Raw genomic sequence first — 18,238 nt, 5'->3', positions numbered from 1 at the left:
GCATGCACTCCTAATGCGCCGCCGAGGTCGGCGGCAAAAGTGGATCGGGGTAGGCCGGCAAGGTGGACAGACGTTCGTCCCACAGGGCGCGGCCAAGGGTGAAATGGTAAAGGCTTTGCCAGCGGCTGTCGGCAAGTCCGAGCAATTCGTGCAGCGCTTCGTCGAAATAACAGCCGATGCCGGTGGCCGACAACCCCGCCGCCTCGGCCTCCAGGTACAACAGTTGGCCGATCTGCCCGCACTCCCAGTACAACCGCGGGTAGCGCCAGGGGCCATCGGCCAGCGCCTGGTCGAAGCGCGCCAGCATGGCCACCGCGACGCAGCCGTCGCTGGCGATGTCCTGGCCGCAGGAGAGGAAGCCGGCCAGGCCGCGGGCGTCGCCCTCCAGCAGACGGTACAGGGGCAGCTCGGGGTCGACCCGCTGCCACAGGAAGTCCTCGCGCAGGCCGTCCTGGATCAGGCCATCGCTGCGCGCCAGCCAGTACAGACCCGGCGTCAGCCCCTGCACCCGGTGGACGAACAGCAACAGGTCGACCGCCGCCGGCTCGCCGGTCACCGCCAGGGGCACCGGCGAGTTCGCCGGCATCACACGGCGCAGCCAGGCCAACAGCAGCTCGGCGTGGATGCCACTTCTGCCGTCCATGGCCTGGGCGCTGCGCCGCCTATGCAGGATCGGCCGCAGCGGCAGACCGGGGTTGTCCGCCGCCGCCCGCCCCGGCTCGGCGGGCCAGAGCCCGGGGGCCAGGGCCGGTGCGCGACACAGGGCGTGGACCCGTTCGAGCTCCGGCCAGGGCCGGTACTGGCGCGACAGGCGATTCGGCGCCCCTTGCAGTTCGAGGGACGCCAGGCCGCGCAGCAAACTATCCGGCAGGGCGAACTCGCCGTCCTGGGGCGGGCCGACCCACAGCAGGCAGTCGCCGTGCTCGGCCTCGTGGAAGCCGTCGCGGTCCAGCCCCAGCAGGCCGTCCAGGCGCGCCTCGGCGACCCCGCGCAGCAGGCGCACCTGCCAGCCCAGCACGCTGGCGGCGATGGCCACGGCGGCCAGGGCGTGGCCGAGGTCGTGCTGGCAGTAGCGATAGGCGCGCTCGCCGTACTTCCAGGCCTCACGCCAGGGGATACTGGCCAGGCCGAGCAGCAGGCCGCCGGCCGGCAGCGCCCGGGCCAACTCATCGGCCAGGGCCGGCGGCAGCGCGGCGCGCACCTCCAGGCTGTGCACGTCCGGGGCGTAGTGAGCCAGCAGCGCGTCCTCTTCCAGGCTGCCGGCGGGCAGCAGCAGATAGGCCTCGGTGGGGTGCAGGTTGCCGGACGAGGGGTTGACCCGCAGCGCCCAGCGGCTGCCGCCGGCCTCCTTCCAGGCCGACAGCGCCAGGCTGTCGTACAGCAGCTGGGAGACGCTGGCCCGGTTCAGCGGCGCCGGCCTGCCCAGCGGCGCGGCAAACACGGCGTCGTAGCCCGGCGACTCCTCCTGCGGCCGCTGGTACAGCGCGATCAGCCGCGTACCGGCGTAGCGGCGAAACGGCGCCGGCTGAGTCGCCCAGTCCAGCTGACCGGGCCCCGGGGCGAAGCGCTGCGGCCGATGCTGGCTCAGTTGATGGTAGGCGCGCACCTGGTCGATCTCGCTCATCGGCCAGCCTCCCAGTCGGCGCGACTCAGGCGATACAGCACATGCCGGCGCAGACGATGCTCCGCCGGCAGCGCCGGATGGTCGAAATCGCCGGCCGGGTCGCGGCGCATGCCGATGGCCTGCATGACGCCCTGGGATGCCAGGTTGTCCCGCGTGGTGAAACTGACGATCTGCTCCAGCGCCAACTGCGTGAAGCCGCAGGCCAGGGCCGCGCGCGCCGCCTCGCTGGCCAGGCCCTGGCGCCAGTGGGCGCGGCCCAGACGCCAGGCGATCTCCACCGCCGGGCAGAAGGGCGCGGCGAAACCGACCGCGCGCAAGCCGGTGAAGCCGATAAAGGCGCCGCTGTCCTTGCGCTGCAAGGCCCAGAAACCGAAGCCGTGCTCGGCGAAATCCGCCTCGAGGCGCTCGGCCAGGCCGTCGCTCTCCTCGCGGCTGAGGGGCGCGGGAAAATGCCGCATCACTTGTGGGTCGCCATTCATCTCGGCGAAGGGGGCACGATCCGCGTCGCGCCAGGGCCGCAGCAGCAGGCGTGGGGTGTGCAATTCGATCGGGGCGGGCATCGGGCCTCCGCTTGAGTCGGGCCGGGCCGCGCCGCCATACTCGGACGCAGCCTGAAAGAGCCCTATTGTATGCGCCTGCCGCTGGTCTACCACGACGACTACAGCCCGCCCTTCCCGGCCGGGCACCGCTTCCCCATGGAGAAGTTCCGCCTGCTGCGCGACCACCTGGTGGACGGCGGCCTGGTCACGGACGCCGAGCTGCTGCGCCCCGAGCTCTGCCCGACCGAGGTGCTGACCCTGGCCCACTGCCCGGCCTATATCGCCCGCTATATGGACGGCGAGCTGTCGCGCGAGGACCAGCGCCGCCTCGGCCTGCCCTGGAGCGCGGCCCTGGCCCGGCGCACCGTGCGCGCGGTGGGCGGCTCGCTGCTGGCCGCCGAACTGGCGCTCAAACATGGCCTGGCCTGCCACCTGGCCGGCGGCACCCACCACGCCCATTACGATCATCCGGCCGGCTTCTGCATCTTCAACGACCTGGCGGTGATCGCCCGTTACCTGCTGGAAAGCGGCAAGGCCCAGCGGGTGCTGATCTTCGACTGCGACGTGCACCAGGGCGACGGCACCGCGCGCCTGCTGGCTGACTGCCCGGAGGCGATCACCGTGTCGCTGCACTGCCAGCAGAACTTCCCGGCGCGCAAGGCCGAGAGCGACTGGGACATCCCCCTGCCCCGCGGCATGGGCGACGCCGATTACCTGAAGGTGGTGGACGATACGCTGAACTACCTGCTGCCGCTGTATCAGCCGGACATCGTGCTGTACGACGCCGGCGTCGACGTGCACCGCGACGACGCCCTGGGCTACCTGCAACTGACCGACCAGGGCCTGGCCGCCCGCGACGAAACGGTGATCCGCCACTGCCTGGGCCGCGACATCCCGGTGATGGGGGTGATAGGCGGCGGCTACGACCAGGACCGCGCCGCCCTGGCCCGGCGCCACGGTATCCTGCATCACAGCGCGGCCAGGGTCTGGGACGGGTTGAAGTTGGGCTGATCGTCCTGTAGCCCAGCCGGGGGCAGGGTCTTCCGCAGGATGGACAGCGCGTGAGCTTGTCCACCCGCGACCTCACGCCCCTCACCTTGTGATGACATAGCGCCTTTCCGGCAAGCCACTCGCTTGCGCGGCCTTGCGATGCCGGGCCTGAATATGGCTCACCCCGGCAGTGCCGAAAGGTGATCGCCGTTACGGGCGGAACCCTATGCCCGGGCAAAGCAGGTCGCTCGGAGATTGGGCGGTGGAAAAGGCTTCGCCGTCTGCCACCCTGCGCGAACGCTCCAGCGATCACACCCCATGGTGAAATAGCGCCGCTCTTGGCTCATCGAGCCTTGTCGGGCCGGTCATTTGGCCCGCTCGGGTCGGTGCTCGAGGTCTCCATGGCGGCCGGCACTTCTGCTCTACGCACTGTCGCCACAGCCTCCATCATCGCTCGGCGGGTTACGCCTTCGGCCCGCCCTGAGGACGATGTGAAACGGGCGGAGCAGGGCCCTGGGAGCTCAACTCTCGACCATCAGTTTCTCGCGCACGAACGCCATGAAGGGGCCGGCCGGCAGCGGCGGGGAAAATAGGTAGCCCTGATGGACATGGCAGCCATGCTCGACCAAGAAGCTGCGCTGGGCTTCTGTCTCCACTCCTTCGGCGATGACCCCCAGCCCCAGACTCTGGCCCAGGCTGACGATCGCGCAGGCGATGGAGGCGTCGTTCGGGTCGACCAGCACGTCCCTGACGAAGGATTGGTCGATTTTGAGCTCATCCAACGGCAGGCTCTTGAGGTAGGACAGCGACGAGTAGCCCGTGCCGAAGTCGTCTAGGGAGAGGCCGATGCCACTGCCTTTCAATTCGACCATCTTGGCGACGGTATTCTCTACATCCTCGATCAGCAAACCTTCCGTCAGCTCCAGCTTCAGTCGCCTCGGGTCGGCGCCTGAGCAGTTCAACACCGACAGCACCTCCTCGACGAAATCGGGGTGGTGGAACTGCCGTGCGCTGACATTCACCGCCATGCTCAACTGGGCGGTTTCCGGATGTTGCGCCCACTCCACCAGCTGCGCGCACGCGGCCTCCAGCACCCAGCGCCCCAACGGCAAGATGAGCCCGGTTTCCTCCGCCACCGAGATGAACTCGACAGGGGACACGCTCCCGCGCTCGGGGTGTTGCCAACGCAGCAGGGCCTCCGCCCCCAGGATGCAACCCGCATTATTCAGCTGCGGCTGAAAGTGCAGCAGGAACTCTTCCCTCTTCAGGCCGCGGCGTAAGTCGGCTTCCAGTCGGGCGCGGGCCGTGGCCACCGCCTGCATTTCCGGATCGAAGAAGCGCAGGGTATTGCGGCCTGCGGCTTTTGCGCGATACATCGCCAAGTCGGCGCGCTTCATGATGTCGTCCGCGCTGCTGAGCTGCCCCTGGAACAGGGCGATGCCAATGCTGGGGGTGCTGTGGTGTTCGTAACCATCCAGTCGGTAGGAAATGTTCAGCGCGCCGAGGATCTTGTCGCCGATATCCTGGGCCTGGGCCACCGCCTCGACAGGGGCTTCATCCAGGTCTTCGAGCAAGACCACGAACTCGTCCCCTCCCAGACGAGCCACGGTATCGCTTTCGCGGACGCAGTCGGCGAGACGCCGGGCAACCTGCTGCAGCAACATGTCGCCGCGATCGTGCCCCAGGGTGTCGTTCAGCGCCTTGAAGTTATCCAGATCGATGAGTATCACCGCGCTGGTGCGCAGGCTGCGGGCATTGCCCGCCAGGATGCGCTGCAAGCGATCGAGCATGAGTCGCCTGTTGGCCAGCCCGGTCAGCTGGTCGTAGAAGGCCAGACGGTTGACCTCTTGCTCCGTGGTCTTGCGTTGGCTGATGTCGGTGTTGATCGACAGCACGGACTGGGGCTGGCCCGCCTCATCGCGCACCAGTGTGGCGCGGCTTTCCAGGGTAATGCTGCGGCCCGGACGCCTGAGCGTGACCTCTCCGGCCCAGTCGCCCGACTCGAGCAGCGTCGCGATGGCCGCATCGCGCGTGCCGTCGCCCTGGTAGATCAGCGTGCGCGCCGACTCCTCGGGCGTCTGCTGCGCGTTCAGACCGTAGAGACGCTCGGCACTCTTGTTCCAATAGAGAATACGGTCATCCATGCCGTGCACGACGATCGCATCCTGGGCCTTGTCCAGCAGCGAGGCCTGCTGGCGAAAGCGTCTTTCGCTCTCGCGCAATTCCTCCAGGTAACCTTCGCGCTCCTCGGCGTGGGCCTCCATTTCGCGTCGAATCTTGCGCCCGTATGCGACAGCCGCGCTGACCATCACCAGCACGAAGGCCATGATCGCGTACTCGACCTTGCGCAGCACCTCGACCGACGCCAGTTCCTCCTCCAGCAGCTTGCCTTGGATCTGCCCGACGCGCCCCCGCACCGTCGCCAGTGACGCCAGCAGCTCGGCATACTTGCGGTCCATGGTCGCCATGCGCTTGCCCGCGTTGTCCGGCTCGTCGGCCCGGAAGTAGGAAAAGATCAGCAAGGCTTCGTCGACCATCTTTCCCATGGCGGCGTCGACCGCCTCCACCTCCCCCTGCAGCGCCCGGGTGTAGCCCTGTATCTCGGCGCTGTGCTCTTCGGGCCCGTCCAGCCGAGCCTGAAGCTGTGCCTTGCCCAGCGCCAGGTGCTCGTTGAACACCGCCAGCGCCTGGTTCAACTTGCGCGACTCGCGGTCGACCTCCCGCGAATCGAACACGTCGTTGCCCGGCGCGTTGACGTCGGAGGCGTAGCTGCCCAGCACCGAGTAACTCGACAACTGCTGAACCCAGGATTGGTTGGCCTGAATGGAGCGATGATAGGAGCTGACGATCTGATGATTCAGGAGCACGCCGAGGACCACGACCAATACGTCGAATCCGGCCAGAAAAAAATACATCAGGTGCCATTTCTTCGAGCGCGAACTGTGTCGCGGGTCGTGGGGATTAGTTCCGGCACCCGCAGTATTAGCGCGAACCATCGACAAGCCTCCAACTGCACTCGTTCTAGATCGGTCAATGGCGCTGACCACGGGGGAACAACCTTGGCCATGAACCCGACGCGACCTTGGCACGAAGGCTGGCCCGACAGGCCTTTATTCGACGACTGGTATGCACGTGGCAAGCCTGCATGCCGATGGCTGGCGTCCAGTCGCTGGGCCCTGCTCTCGTCGCCTCGGACAGGGACAGCAGTGTCACCCGACGGAGGGTGCAACCCCACGCCAAGGGGAGCGTCCAGGCTCCTGGCGAGGCGGGTGACGCACTATGACAAGATAGTCAAAAAAACGCCCACAACCGCGCACCGACGACTGCCGTGGAAGGCCCGTGACTGTCCGCCCCCTGCCGCCGAGCGCGCGACCGTGCTCGGCGGCATCGCCCTGGTCGGCCTGGAACCGCTACCCGGTCAGGGTCTGGAGATGCGCTTCGCCCTGAAGCTGCGGATACAGCCCCCCAACGACGCGGCACTCGACTACGACGGCCTGGCGTTGGACCTGGAGGTCAACAACCAGCCGCTGGCCAGCGGATCAACAGGGACGGGGGCTGCGCTTCGGCGAGGCGCTGATCAGCAAGTAGCCCGGATATCTCCGGTGGAAAAGGTTCCGCCGTTTTCCACCCTACGCGAGCTGGCGGACCATGTAAGGTGGACAACGCTCCGCTTGCCCACCGAGCGGTTAGCCTGGATAGCCCTGTACTCGAGCACGGCCACACGCCGCGACGCGCCCTTTGCTGACCCCCCCCCCGCTGACTCGGGCAGGTGATCCCGCAACACATAAACTGTACATACATACAGATAATTCTTGCCCGAACGACGCTTTCTGCCCATGCTTGGCGCCATCGCGACAACCGACGACGGCAGCCATGCGGCTCTTTCTCTGTGAAAAACCCTCCCAGGCCAAGGACATCGCCAAGGTGCTCGGCGCCAACCGGCGTGGCGATGGCTGCTGGCTCGGCGCTCAGGTGACGGTGACCTGGTGCATCGGCCACCTGCTGGAAACCGCGCCGCCGGATGCCTACGACGCCCGCTACAAGCGCTGGGCCCTCGCCGATCTGCCCATAGTCCCGGATAAGTGGAAGATGCTGGTCAAGAGCAAGACCGCCGGCCAGTTCAAGGCGGTCAAGCGCCTGCTCGGCGAGGCCAACGAGCTGGTGATCGCCACCGATGCCGACCGCGAGGGCGAGATGATCGCCCGCGAGCTGGTCGAGCACTGCCGCTATCGCGGGCCGATCCAGCGCCTGTGGCTGTCGGCCCTGGACGAGGCCTCGATCCGCAAGGCCCTGGCGGCGCTCAAGCCGGGGGCCGCGACCTTCAACCTGTACCACGCGGCGCTCGGGCGCTCGCGCGCCGACTGGCTGATCGGCATGAACATGAGCCGGCTGTTCACCCTGCTCGGCCGCCAGTCCGGCTACCAGGGCGTGCTGCCGGTGGGCCGGGTGCAGACCCCGACCCTGCGCCTGGTGGTGGACCGCGACCGCAGCATCGCCGCCTTCGTGCCGGTGCCCTACTGGGCCATCGAGGTGCAGCTGCAGGGCGCCGGCACGACTTTCAGCGCCCAGTGGCGCGCCGCGCCGGATACCTGCGACGAGCAGGGCCGCTGCCTGAATCAGGCCCTGGCCCAGCGGGCGGCCGAAGCCATGACGGCCGCCGCCAGCGCCCGCCTGAAGCGCCTGCGCACCGAGCGGATGCGCGAGGTGGCACCGCTGCCGTTCGACCTCGGCACCCTGCAGGAGGTCTGCTCCAAGAAGCTCGGCCTCGGCGCCCAGGAGACCCTGGACATCGCCCAGGCGCTGTACGAGACGCACAAGGCCATCACCTACCCGCGCAGCGATTGCGGCTACCTGCCCCTGAGCCAGCACGGCGAGGCGCCGGCCATCCTCGCGGCCCTGGGACGGGCCGACCCGGCGCTGGCCGAGTTGCAGCGGCGGCTGGAACCGCAGCGCCGCTCGCGGGCCTGGAACGACGCCAAGGTCGGCGCCCACCACGGCATCATCCCCACCGCCGCGGTGCCGGAGCCGGGCCGCCTGACCGGCAAGCCGCGAGCCGTCTACGAGCTGATCCGCGCCCGCTACCTGGCGCAGTTCCTCCCCGACCACCAGTACGACCGCACCCAGGCCGACTTCGACTGCGCCGGCCAGGCCCTGCGCGCCGTGGGCAAGCAGATCGTCGAGCCCGGCTGGAAACGCGCCCTGCCGCAGGCGCTGGCCGCGGCCAAAACCGGCGAAGACACCGCCACGCAGACCCTGCCGTCCCTGCGCGAGGGCCAGGCCTGCGTGGTCGCGCAGGTGCACCTGAAGGACCAGCAGACCCAGCCGCCAAAGCCCTTCACCGAGGGCGACCTGATCAAGGCGATGAAGAACGTGGCCAGGCTGGTGGACGATCCGCGGCTCAAGCAGAAGCTCAAGGACACCACCGGCATCGGCACCGAGGCGACCCGCGCCGGGATCATCCAGGGCCTGCTCGAGCGCGGCTACCTGCGCAAGCAGGGCAAGGCCCTGGCCGCCACCCCGGCCGCCTTCAGCCTGATCGACGCGGTGCCCCGGGCCATCGCCGACCCCGGCACCACAGCCATCTGGGAGCAGGCCCTGGACATGGTGCAGAGCGGCGAGATGAGCCTGGACGAATTCGTCGCCAAGCAATCGGCCTGGATGAGCAAGCAGGTGCAGCGCTGCGCCGGCCTGCGCCTGAGCATCAGCGGCGCGGCGGCTGCCGGCTCGGGCGCCGCGCCCTGGAAGAAGAAGCGTCGGGCGGGCAAGCCCAAGGCGGCAACCGGACGCAAGCGCAAGCCGGCCCCAGCGGGCTGAGCGCGGGCGTCCATCCAGCGGTGCTATCGGCATCGACACGGCCCAATGGCATGCCTGCGGCCAAACCGGAGTGAACCCAGGGCCGCGCAAGCGGTCTGTGTGCGGGAGGCATCAGGGATGATGTGGCGGGCCAACAGCGCTTCGCCCCTCCTTTCGCCCGGCCGCAGCGGGCGCGCCGCCCGGTTGGCCGGCACCCCATGCGGGGCAACGTCCCCGCCGTCATCGGCCCGTACCGCGAGGCCTTCATCCCTTTCTCATGTGAAGATCGCCATGTCCCTATCCCCTCGACGCTCCACCCGGCTCTCCCGCCTGCCCTGGCTCCTGCTCGCCTTGCTGTTCGGCGGCCAGGCCCAGGCCGCCGGCAATGAGCGCTGGGTCAGCGACAGCCTGCAGACCTATGTGCGAAGCGGCCCGACCGACGGCTACCGCATCGTCGGCACCCTCAAGTCCGGACAAAAGGTCGAGTTGCTCGCCACCCAGGGCGACTACAGCCGGGTGCGCAGCGAATCCGGCGACAACGTGTGGATTCCCAGCCGCGACCTGCAGGAGATGCCCGGCCAGGCCGAGCGCCTGCCCCAACTGGAGCAGCAGGTGGCCGAGTTCAGCGAACGGCTCGAGCGCATCGACGACAGCTGGAAGACCCGGGTCCAGGGCATGCAGGAGACCCTGGACGCGCGCAAGGCGCTGATCGACGAGCTGCAGGCCACACGCAAGGCCCTCACCGCCGAGCTGAGCGCGACCCAGTCGGAGCTGCGCAGCACCCAGGCACAGCTGGGCGATGAGAACAGCCGCCTGCTGATGCGCTACCTGGTCTATGGCGGCGGCATCGCCGGCGCAGGCCTGCTGCTCGGGCTGATCCTGCCAAGCATGACCCGCCGGCGCAAACGCAACGACCAGTGGTTCTGAGGCGTCTCCCCGGCAATCCAGAGAGGCACGGGCGAAAGCCTTGCCGCTTGCTGCCCGTGGCCAACTCACGCGTAGAGGCAAAGGAATGGCTAGATTGTCTTGACCTAGCGCGGAGCGGCCAGGGCCTCCGCTCGCTAGAAGCCCATACTGCAACCGAGTAAGGAGGATTAGTCCATGGAGGGCAGCATGATCTGCGGCACGAGCATTCTGGTTCCGGTCGAGCACGAACTCTTCGCACGGGTGGTCAGTTTCTATGGCACCGACCTGGCGTTGCCAACGCTCGCCTGTGGCGAGTCCAGGCTGGGCAATCCATGGCAGAGCTTCCAGGCCCCAGGCGGCCTGACTATCACCATCCACACGGGCCGCGACGGCCGTTTTCCCTACCCCGAGTTCCGCCCAAGCGGACACGGGATGGCATTCGCGTTCGAGGTGGACAGCGTCGCTCAAGCCCTGGAAAGGCTGCGGGATAAAGGCATCGAACCGCTCAATCGCTGGGACTACGGCGACGGCACCCAGGCCATCTCGATTGCGGACCCCGCCGGCAACCTGTCGGAGTTGTGGGGTAAACCCTGAGTACCGCGGCTCCATTCGGTGGAACCTGCTGCCGCGCCCCTCGGGTAAAATGCCCGCCTCCTTCTCGCCATCCCGACCAGTCCCATGATCAAAGCCCCTGCCCAACCCTCCCGCTCGGCCATCGTCATCGGCGGCGGTCCCGCCGGCCTGATGGCCGCCGAAGTGCTGGCCCAGGCCGGCGTGCGCGTCGACCTGTACGACGCCATGCCCTCGGTGGGCCGCAAGTTCCTCCTGGCCGGGGTCGGCGGCATGAATATCACCCATTCCGAGGCCAAGGCGGCGTTCCTGTCGCGCTACGGCGAGCGCCGCGAGGAGATCGCCCGGCTGCTCGCGGACTTCGACGCCGACGCCCTGTGCGCCTGGATCCATGGGCTGGGCATCGACACCTTCGTCGGCACCTCGGGGCGGGTGTTCCCCACCGACATGAAGGCCGCGCCGCTGCTGCGCGCCTGGCTCAAGCGCCTGCGCGAGCTGGGCGTACAGGTCCACACCCGCCACCGCTGGCTGGGCTGGACGGCGGACGGCGCGCTGCGCCTGGCCACGCCCGGCGGCGAGATCGCCGTGCGGGCCGACGCCTGCCTGCTGGCCCTGGGCGGCGGCAGCTGGGCGCGCCTGGGCTCCGATGGCGCCTGGGCGGCGCTGCTGGCAGGCCGCGGCATCGAGACGGCGTCGCTGCAACCGAGCAACTGCGGCTTCGAGGTAAGCGGCTGGAGTGCACTGCTGCGGGAGAAGTTCGCCGGTGCGCCGCTGAAGAACGTCAGCCTGCGCCTGGACGACGAGGCGCCGCGCCTGGGCGAGTTCGTCCTCACCGAAATCGGGGTGGAAGGCAGCCTGGTCTATGCCCTGTCGGCCGCCATTCGCCAGCGGATCAACCAGGCCGGCAGCGCCACCCTGTACCTCGACCTGCTGCCGCAGAGCCCGCTGGCCAAGGTGCAGGCGGCGCTGAGCAAGCCCCGCGGCAGTCACTCCATGGCCAAGCACCTGCATCGCCAGGTGGGCATCGACGGGGTCAAGGCCGCGCTGTTGCGCGAGCTGGCGCCGAAAGACTGCTTCGATGACCCTGCCCGCCTGGCCGCCGCGCTCAAGGCCTTGCCGCTGCCCCTGGTGCGGCCGCGGCCGCTGGATGAGGCGATCAGCAGCGCCGGCGGCGTGCCGTTCGAGGCGCTGGACGCACGACTGATGTGCACGCGGCTGCCCGGGCTGTTCTGCGCCGGCGAGATGCTCGACTGGGAGGCGCCGACCGGCGGCTACCTGCTCACCGCCTGCTTCGCCAGCGGCCGCGCCGCCGGTCTGGGCATGCTCGACTGGCTGCAGCACCCTGAACGTAGGATGGGTTGAGCACAGCGATACCCATGCTGCACTGACGCCGCCCAGCGGCGGCGGAGCTCCGGCGCAATGGTGGGTTACGGCGCGGCAAGCGTCCGTGCAGATGCCAGAGACAGGCAGCCGCGCCTAACCCACCCTACGGCTTACGCCCGCCGCCCTTGGCCGGCTTGCCGGCGAAGCTCGGCACCTTGCGCACCGCCTTGGCCTTGGGCGTGTCGTCTTCCTCGAACCAGTTGCCGAGGTGGATCTTGCCCTTGCCGGCGGCCTTGCCCGAGCCGGGTATCAGTTTCTGCTTGGGCTTCTTCGGCTTCTTCAGCACCACGCCGCCGGCCTGGGTGACCGGCACGCGGTGGTCGGGGATGAAGTCCGGTTCGTCGACGCGCTGGATCACCTGGTTGATCAGGGTCTCGATGGCCGCCAGGTGCTCCACCTCGTCGGCGCACACCAAGGAGACCGCCTGCCCCGTGGCGCCGGCGCGGCCGGTGCGGCCGATGCGGTGCACGTAGTCCTCGGCGACGATCGGCAGGTCGAAGTTGACCACCAGCGGCAGCTCGACGATGTCCAGGCCGCGGGCCGCCACGTCGGTGGCCACCAGCACCTGCACCTCGCCCTGCTTGAAGCGTTGCAGGGCGCGCAGGCGGGTCGGCTGCGGCTTGTCGCCGTGGATGGCGTCGGCGGCGATGCCCTCGGCCAGCAGGGCCTGCTCCAGCTCGTCGACGCCCTTGCGGGTCTTGGCGAACACCAGCACCTGGCTCCAGCGTTTTTCCCGGTACAGGTGCAGGAACAGCTCGGCCTTGCGCTTCTTGTCCACCGGGATCAGCCACTGCTTGACGCTCTTGGCCGCGGCGTTGCGCGGGCTGACCTCGATGGACAGCGGGTCGCGCAGCAGCTCCTTGGCCATGGCGCGGATCGCTTCGGAAAAGGTTGCGGAGAACAGCAGGGTCTGGCGCTTCTTCGGCAGGGCGCAGAACAGCTCGTCCAGCTCGCGGGCGAAGCCCAGGTCGAGCATGCGGTCGGCCTCGTCGAGCACCAGGGTCTGCAACTGGTTGAACTTCACCGCGTTCTGCCGGTACAGGTCGAGCAGCCGCCCGGGGGTGGCCACCAGCACGTCGAGGCCCTTGCGCAGCTTCATCATCTGCGGGTTGATGCTGACCCCGCCGTACACCGCGTAGCTGCGCAGCGGCAGGTGCTGACCGTAGGCCTGAAAGCTCTGCTGCACCTGCTCGGCCAGCTCGCGGGTCGGCACCAGCACCAGGGCGCGCACCGAGTTGGCCGCCACCACCGGCCCTTCCATCGTCAGCCGCTGCAGTAGCGGCAGGGCGAAGCCGGCGGTCTTGCCGGTGCCGGTCTGCGCCGCGGCCATCAGGTCGCGGCCCTTGAGGATCGGCGGGATGGCCTGGGTCTGGACCGGGGACGGGGTCTGGTAGTCGAGGCCCTCGAGGCTGCGCAGCAGCGGCTCGATCAGGCCGAGGGAGGCGAAAGTCATGAGGTATCAACCGGGCGTCGGCGCGCGAATGCAAAGGCGCGCAGTTTAACAGCCCGGCGCCGGCCTGCCGCTAGTTCAGTCGCGCCAGGGCCTGGGGGATCTTCGCCGCCGGCACCTTCTGCAGACGGCACAGCAGCGCGTGGCTGACCTCGCCGACGCCATGGCGCTCGCGCAACAGCGCGGCCATGAAGCCCAGCAGGTTGGCCGCCATCTCGGCATCGGCCAGGGCGCGGTGGGCCTGGCCGGTATCCGGCAGCCGGGCCCAGCGGTTGAGCACGCCGAGCTTGTGGCTGGGCGCCTGGGGCAGCAGGCGCCGCGCCAGCAGCAGCGAGCAGGCGAAGGGCTGCAGGCGCCGGCGACCGACAAGGGCCAGCTCGGCATCCCAGAACTTCTGGTCGAAGGCCGCATTGTGCGCCAGCAGCGGCGCATCGCCGACGAACTCGGCCACCTCGTGCATCACCCGGGTCGCCGGCGGTGCGTCGCGCAGCATGGCGTTGCTGATGCCGGTGAGCTGCTCGATAAAGGCCGGCACCCGCACGCCGGCGTTCATCAGGCTCTGGTAGCGGGCGACGATGCGCCCGGCCTCGACCAGCACCACGCCGACCTCGGTGGCGCGCGCGCCCTGGCCCGGGGTCAGGCCGGTGGTCTCGAAGTCGAGTACGGCGATACGTTCGGCGGGCATGCTCAGTTCCTCAGCAGCAGCGCGCCTTCGATCGGCACGTAGCGGCTGGCGGCGCGCACCAGCGATTGCGCGGTCAGCCCCGGCACGCCGTAGGCCACCGCCTCGACGCCCTGGCTGCGCACCTTGTCCAGCAGCAGGTCGAAGTCGCCGTCGCCGGAGGCCAGCACCACCTGATCGACCCGGGGTGCGGCGTCCAGCACGTCGATGCAGATGCCGACGTCCCAGTCGCCCTTGGCCGAGCCGTCGCTGCGCTGGATATAGGGCTTGAGCTTCACGCTGAAGCCCAGGTTGCGCAGGATCTGCTGGAACTGCTGCTGCTTGGGGTCGCCGCGGTCGATGGCATAGGCGTAGGCCTCGACGATCTGCCCGTCACGGCCGATATCGGCCCACAGCGCGGCATAGTCGAAATGGCAGCCATAGGCCTGGCGCACGGTGTAATAGAGGTTCTGCACATCGGCGAATACGGCGATCTTCTTCACCCGGGTTCCTCGGCAAGCGGCTGACCAAGGGCAGGCGCTGGGGTTCGAATCAGGCGCCAGTATGCCCGACTCGGCCCCAAGCGGGTCGATATGCCTCGGCAACAGGCGTAAGCCTCCGCCCCCCGCGGCACAGGGTCTCCACTCGGCGAACTGTGCCGACGCCACCTCGCCCTGGTGTACGACGAGGCCATCCTCGACCACGACCACCTGCTCTGCTACCTGGCTGCCGGAGCTGCCCCTGGAGCTGGCCAGCACCGGCCTGCCGCGCCTGCTCCCGGGCTGGACAACCCGCTGCTGCACTATCGCGGCGACTGAGCACAGGGTTTGGAGCCTCCCGCCGCGATCGGCTAGAGTGGCGCCCTGCCCCACAGGACCCCGACCACCATGAATCCCCTGCTCGTCCTGCGCGACGCCTGGTTCTTCTTCAGCCACAACCTGCCGACCATCGCCCGTCTGTGCCTGCCCCTGGTGGTGCTCGAGGCCGTGGTCCAGCTCCAGGTCGGCGCCCGGGTCGGACTCGACGCGGCGCTGCCCTATCGCCTGCTGATCGGCCTGCTGTTCTACCCGCTGTACACCGCCGCGCTGATCCTCTTCCTCGATGCCCGCAGCCAGGGCCAGTCGCCGCGCCTGCGCGACCTGCTCGCCGCCGGCCTGGGCCTGTGGCCGCGCTTCGCCCTGCTGGCCGGCCTCAGTGCGCTGGCGATCATGCTCGGCGCCTCGCTGTTCATCCTTCCGGGGCTGTGGATCATGATCAAGCTGGCCTTCGCCGAATTCCTCCTGGTGCTGCGCGGGTTCTCGCCCCTGCAGGCGCTGCACGAGAGCTTCGCGCTGACCAGCGGCTACTTCTGGCCGATCCTGCTCTGCGTGCTGGGGGTGATGGTGCCGCTGTGGCTGCTCGACTGGCTGCTGCAGCCGGCCAGCGAGGAGGCGGCCGAGCCGCTGTTCGGCCTGCTGCTGTACAGCCTCAACGGCTTCCTGCAACTGTTCGCCACGGTGACGCTGTTCCGCCTGTTCATGCTGCGCGAGGCCTTGCCGGCCGCCGAGTGAAAGCCAGCTAGGCTGTAGGGGCTGACCTGCAAGGAGGAGCCCCCATGGCCGACGTCAACCCCAGCATCCTGTCCCACCTGTCCCTCGGCAGTAACCGCTTCGAGGAAGCCCTGGCCTTCTACGACCAGGTGCTGGCGACCCTGGGTTGCCGGCGCATCCTCGCCCACCCCGGCGCCGTGGCCTATGGCCGCGAATACCCGGAGTTCTGGCTGCAGACGCCCATCGACGGCCAGCCGGCCAGCGTCGGCAACGGCACCCACGTGGGTTTCTTCGCCCCCGACAAGGCCGCGGTGGACGCCTTCCATCGCGCCGCACTGGCGGCCGGGGGCCGTGACGAAGGTGCCCCGGGGGCCCGCGTCGAATACGGCGAGCCCTATTACGGCTGTTTCGTGCGCGACCTGGACGGCCACAAGATCGAGGCCACCTTCTGGGATACGACCCAGGAGTTCGAGCTGTACAGCGAACCGGCCGAGGTCATGGACGGAGCGCCCGCCTAGGCGCCCGCCAGCCCCGCGAGGGGCGCCTAGCGTCCCGTGCCCTGGGGCTTGAGGCCCGACAGACGCGGCAACAGCACCCGCTCGAACAGCCGCGGGAAGAACCGCGCGAGCAGCCGCGCGCGCCAGTCGACGTTCGACAGGATCAGCAGGCGCTTGCGCTTGAGCGCCCCCAAGTAGATGGCCTCGGCAACATCCTGGGGCGAGGCCACCTTGCCCATCGCTAACGGCGGCTGCGACGCCACCGAGCCGTCGCCGACCAGGGCGTTCTTGCGCAGATCGGTGGCGGTGAACCCCGGGCACACCAGCATCACGTTCACCCCCGAGCCCTTCAGCTCGTAGCGCAGGGTCTCGAACAGGCCGTGCAGGGCATGCTTGCTGGCGTTGTAGGCGCTGCGGTAGAGCAGCGGGGCGAAGCCCGACAGGGAGCTGAGCACTATGACCTGGCCGCCACGGGCCAGCAGGCTGGGCAAGGCCACCCGGGTGCAGTGCAAGGCGCCGAAGTAGTTGACCGCCATGACCCGCTGGAACACCTCCAGATCGGTCTCGGCGAAGCTGCTGCGGTGGGTGATGCCGGCGTTGTTGATCAGCACGTCGATGCCGCCGAAGCGCTCGATGGCCAGGGCCACGGCCTGCTGCACCGCCTCGGCGTCGGCGACGTCGCAGCGCAGGCCCAGGGCCTCGGCGTTGTGATGGTCGTCCAAATGCTGCACCAGGCTGTCCAGCGCGTCCTGTTGCAGGTCGAGAATCACCAGCCTGGCCCCGGCCTGGGCCAGGCGCACGGCCAGGGCGCGACCGATGCCGGCGCAGCCGCCGGTGATCAGCACCACCTTGCGATCGAATACCTTGTTGGCGAACACCTTGCGGTACATACCCTGCCCCCCGGCTTTTGTTGTTCGGCTGATTGCAGGCGCCCACTACAACCGCTTATGGCTGCCATCGCAACAGGGCGGCGTAGCGGTACGCTTGCAGCCGCATAAATACAGGGTCTCGCTGGTCGCGGCGCGGAACTTCAAGGGAGTCAGGCCGGTGCCCTTGTGGCTGCCGTCGCAGAACGGCTGGTTCGCGCTGCGCCCGCAGCGGCACCAGAAATAGTCCTGGCCGGCGCTGACCTCGACCGCATAGGGACCGCGTTGGGCGATCAGAGCTTCACTCATGCCTGCTTCCTCGTGCGCGAATCGACTGCACCGCCACGGCGACGGGCAGTATCGCCCTCGCAACCGGCGCAGCCAGTGGTCGGCGCCGGAGTTCAACTCCGGTATGCTCGCGTCCTTCCAGCATAGTTCAAGGCCCTGTGGCCACGCCCGCCCATGACCCTGCCGCGCCCCTTGCGCCTCGCCCTGCTCGGCCTGGCATCCGTCCTCGCCCTGCTGCTGGCCCTGCTCTATGGCCTGACCTGGCGCCCGGCCGAACGGGCAGCGGCCACGGCCGGCTGCAGCGCCCCAGCGCCGGTGCTGCAACCGGGCCAGGCCTTGAAGGTGCTGACCTGGAACCTCCGCCACCTGGGCGGCGACGCCGACGGCAAGCTGGCCCCCAGCCTGGATGAGCTGGCACGGGTGCTGCGCGAGGAGCGCCCGGACGTCGTGCTGCTGCAGGAGCTGCCCGACGGTGCCCAGACCCGCGACCGGCAGGACCCACTGGCGCTGCTGCAGGCACGCCTGGACGAAGGCTACCCCTGCAGCAGCCAGGCCTTCTACTGGAAGGCGCCCTTGACGCTGCAGCCGCCGCGCCTGGGCCGCATCGGCCTGAAGCTCGCCACCCTCAGCCGCTACCACATCGAATCCGCCGAGCGCGTGCAGCTGCCGCGCCGCCCGGGCAACCCGCTGCTGCAGGCCTTCGCCGCCCGGCCCGCGCTGCTGGTCAGCTACCTGCCCATGCGCGGGGGCGGCCGGCTGACGGCGATCAATACCCAGCTGGACGCCTTGGTTCCGGGGGATGACACCCAGCGCCACCAGCTGGCCGCGACCCAGCGCCTGCTCGCGCCGCTGCAGGATGCCGGCGCGCTCTGGCTGCTCGGCGGCGACTTCAACCGGACCCCGCCCGGCCAGGAAGCGCGCCGGCCGCGTGCCGATGACGGCGAACTGCGCCGGTGGGCCGAGCACTACTCGATGATTTCCAGCCCGGAACAGGCAGGCAGCCTCGAGCGCCTCGTGCACAGTCCGCGCCTGACCCGTCTCGATGCCCAGGCGTCGCGCCTCGACGCCGAGGCGCTTTCCGGCCAGCTACCGCTGCTCGCCCGCCTGCTGCTGCCGGCCCTGGACTAGGTGTGATCTCCCGG

The 18,238-nt window shown here is 69.1% G+C and carries 16 protein-coding genes and 1 pseudogene; 9 read left to right on the top strand and 8 right to left on the bottom strand.

Annotated elements, in window-relative coordinates; translation table 11 throughout:
• Nucleotides 1–10 precede the first annotated feature (10 nt).
• Both ACSX1C_RS19275 and ACSX1C_RS19270 read right to left on the bottom strand, forming a co-directional pair.
• Nucleotides 11–1,624: a SagB/ThcOx family dehydrogenase gene (locus ACSX1C_RS19275; protein ID WP_439887458.1), complete on the bottom strand. Its 1,614-nt coding sequence runs from the start codon at nucleotides 1,622–1,624 to the stop codon at nucleotides 11–13.
• The gene (locus ACSX1C_RS19270) at nucleotides 1,621–2,184 is read right to left on the bottom strand and encodes a GNAT family N-acetyltransferase (protein ID WP_439887457.1); all 564 of its coding nucleotides are present in this window, start codon (nucleotides 2,182–2,184) and stop codon (nucleotides 1,621–1,623) included. Before ACSX1C_RS19270 ends, ACSX1C_RS19275 begins: the two co-directional genes overlap by 4 nt.
• A 69-nt stretch (nucleotides 2,185–2,253) precedes the next feature.
• Between ACSX1C_RS19270 and ACSX1C_RS19265 the strand changes: the two genes are divergently transcribed.
• Nucleotides 2,254–3,174, top strand: a complete 921-nt coding sequence (locus ACSX1C_RS19265; RefSeq protein WP_439887456.1) for a histone deacetylase family protein — start codon at nucleotides 2,254–2,256, stop codon at nucleotides 3,172–3,174.
• Nucleotides 3,175–3,674: 500 nt separating this feature from the next.
• Here ACSX1C_RS19265 and ACSX1C_RS19260 read toward each other — a convergent pair whose 3' ends face one another.
• On the bottom strand, nucleotides 3,675–6,149 hold the full coding sequence (locus ACSX1C_RS19260) for a putative bifunctional diguanylate cyclase/phosphodiesterase (RefSeq protein ID WP_439887455.1): 2,475 nt from the start codon (nucleotides 6,147–6,149) through the stop codon (nucleotides 3,675–3,677).
• Between the two features lie 390 nt (nucleotides 6,150–6,539).
• Between ACSX1C_RS19260 and ACSX1C_RS19255 the strand changes: the two are divergent.
• The 5 genes and pseudogenes from ACSX1C_RS19255 to ACSX1C_RS19235 all read left to right on the top strand — a co-directional run.
• A pseudogene (locus ACSX1C_RS19255) lies at nucleotides 6,540–6,926 on the top strand (LEA type 2 family protein); the annotation flags it as partial.
• 100 nt (nucleotides 6,927–7,026) lie between these two features.
• The gene (locus tag ACSX1C_RS19250) at nucleotides 7,027–8,967 is read left to right on the top strand and encodes a DNA topoisomerase III (protein WP_439887454.1); all 1,941 of its coding nucleotides are present in this window, start codon (nucleotides 7,027–7,029) and stop codon (nucleotides 8,965–8,967) included.
• Between the two features lie 270 nt (nucleotides 8,968–9,237).
• Nucleotides 9,238–9,873 (top strand): TIGR04211 family SH3 domain-containing protein, encoded by a 636-nt coding sequence (locus ACSX1C_RS19245; RefSeq protein ID WP_439887453.1) that lies wholly within the window; start codon nucleotides 9,238–9,240, stop codon nucleotides 9,871–9,873.
• 174 nt (nucleotides 9,874–10,047) lie between these two features.
• Nucleotides 10,048–10,446, top strand: a complete 399-nt coding sequence (locus ACSX1C_RS19240; RefSeq protein WP_318643582.1) for a VOC family protein — start codon at nucleotides 10,048–10,050, stop codon at nucleotides 10,444–10,446.
• 84 nt (nucleotides 10,447–10,530) lie between these two features.
• Entirely contained in the window at nucleotides 10,531–11,784 is a 1,254-nt protein-coding gene (locus ACSX1C_RS19235) for a TIGR03862 family flavoprotein (RefSeq protein ID WP_439887452.1), read from the top strand.
• A gap of 124 nt (nucleotides 11,785–11,908) precedes the next feature.
• On the opposite strand, the gene ACSX1C_RS19230 is transcribed toward ACSX1C_RS19235, so the two are convergent.
• From ACSX1C_RS19230 to ACSX1C_RS19220, 3 genes are all read right to left on the bottom strand, one after another.
• Nucleotides 11,909–13,258 (bottom strand): DEAD/DEAH box helicase, encoded by a 1,350-nt coding sequence (locus tag ACSX1C_RS19230; protein ID WP_439887451.1) that lies wholly within the window; start codon nucleotides 13,256–13,258, stop codon nucleotides 11,909–11,911.
• A 70-nt stretch (nucleotides 13,259–13,328) separates the two neighbouring features.
• Nucleotides 13,329–13,940 carry a 3'-5' exonuclease gene (locus ACSX1C_RS19225; protein WP_439887450.1) on the bottom strand — a complete coding sequence of 204 codons (612 nt, stop codon included), beginning with the start codon at nucleotides 13,938–13,940 and terminating at the stop codon, nucleotides 13,329–13,331.
• Nucleotides 13,941–13,942: 2 nt separating this feature from the next.
• Nucleotides 13,943–14,419, bottom strand: a complete 477-nt coding sequence (locus ACSX1C_RS19220; protein ID WP_318643586.1) for a LabA-like NYN domain-containing protein — start codon at nucleotides 14,417–14,419, stop codon at nucleotides 13,943–13,945.
• A gap of 384 nt (nucleotides 14,420–14,803) precedes the next feature.
• Here ACSX1C_RS19220 and ACSX1C_RS19215 point away from each other — a divergent pair, with 384 nt between their 5' ends.
• On the top strand, nucleotides 14,804–15,466 hold the full coding sequence (locus tag ACSX1C_RS19215; protein ID WP_439887449.1) for a hypothetical protein: 663 nt from the start codon (nucleotides 14,804–14,806) through the stop codon (nucleotides 15,464–15,466).
• Between the two features lie 44 nt (nucleotides 15,467–15,510).
• Complete coding sequence (locus tag ACSX1C_RS19210) at nucleotides 15,511–15,963, top strand: VOC family protein (RefSeq protein ID WP_439887448.1); 453 nt, start codon at nucleotides 15,511–15,513, stop codon at nucleotides 15,961–15,963.
• A gap of 26 nt (nucleotides 15,964–15,989) precedes the next feature.
• Here the strand turns inward: ACSX1C_RS19210 and ACSX1C_RS19205 are convergent, their stop codons facing one another.
• Entirely contained in the window at nucleotides 15,990–16,832 is an 843-nt protein-coding gene (locus ACSX1C_RS19205; protein ID WP_439887447.1) for an SDR family oxidoreductase, read from the bottom strand.
• A gap of 45 nt (nucleotides 16,833–16,877) precedes the next feature.
• Entirely contained in the window at nucleotides 16,878–17,117 is a 240-nt protein-coding gene (locus ACSX1C_RS19200) for a CDGSH iron-sulfur domain-containing protein (RefSeq protein ID WP_439887446.1), read from the bottom strand.
• A 153-nt stretch (nucleotides 17,118–17,270) separates the two neighbouring features.
• On the opposite strand from ACSX1C_RS19200, the gene ACSX1C_RS19195 reads away from it, so the two are divergent.
• Nucleotides 17,271–18,224 (top strand): endonuclease/exonuclease/phosphatase family protein, encoded by a 954-nt coding sequence (locus ACSX1C_RS19195; RefSeq protein ID WP_439887445.1) that lies wholly within the window; start codon nucleotides 17,271–17,273, stop codon nucleotides 18,222–18,224.
• Nucleotides 18,225–18,238 lie beyond the last annotated feature (14 nt).

Source organism: Pseudomonas sp. MBLB4123 (assembly GCF_051904775.1).
Classification (GTDB): Bacteria; Pseudomonadota; Gammaproteobacteria; order Pseudomonadales; family Pseudomonadaceae; genus Aquipseudomonas; species Aquipseudomonas benzenivorans_B.
Note: the sequence above shows the minus strand (reverse complement) of the source record. Positions and strands in the feature narration are given on the sequence as shown.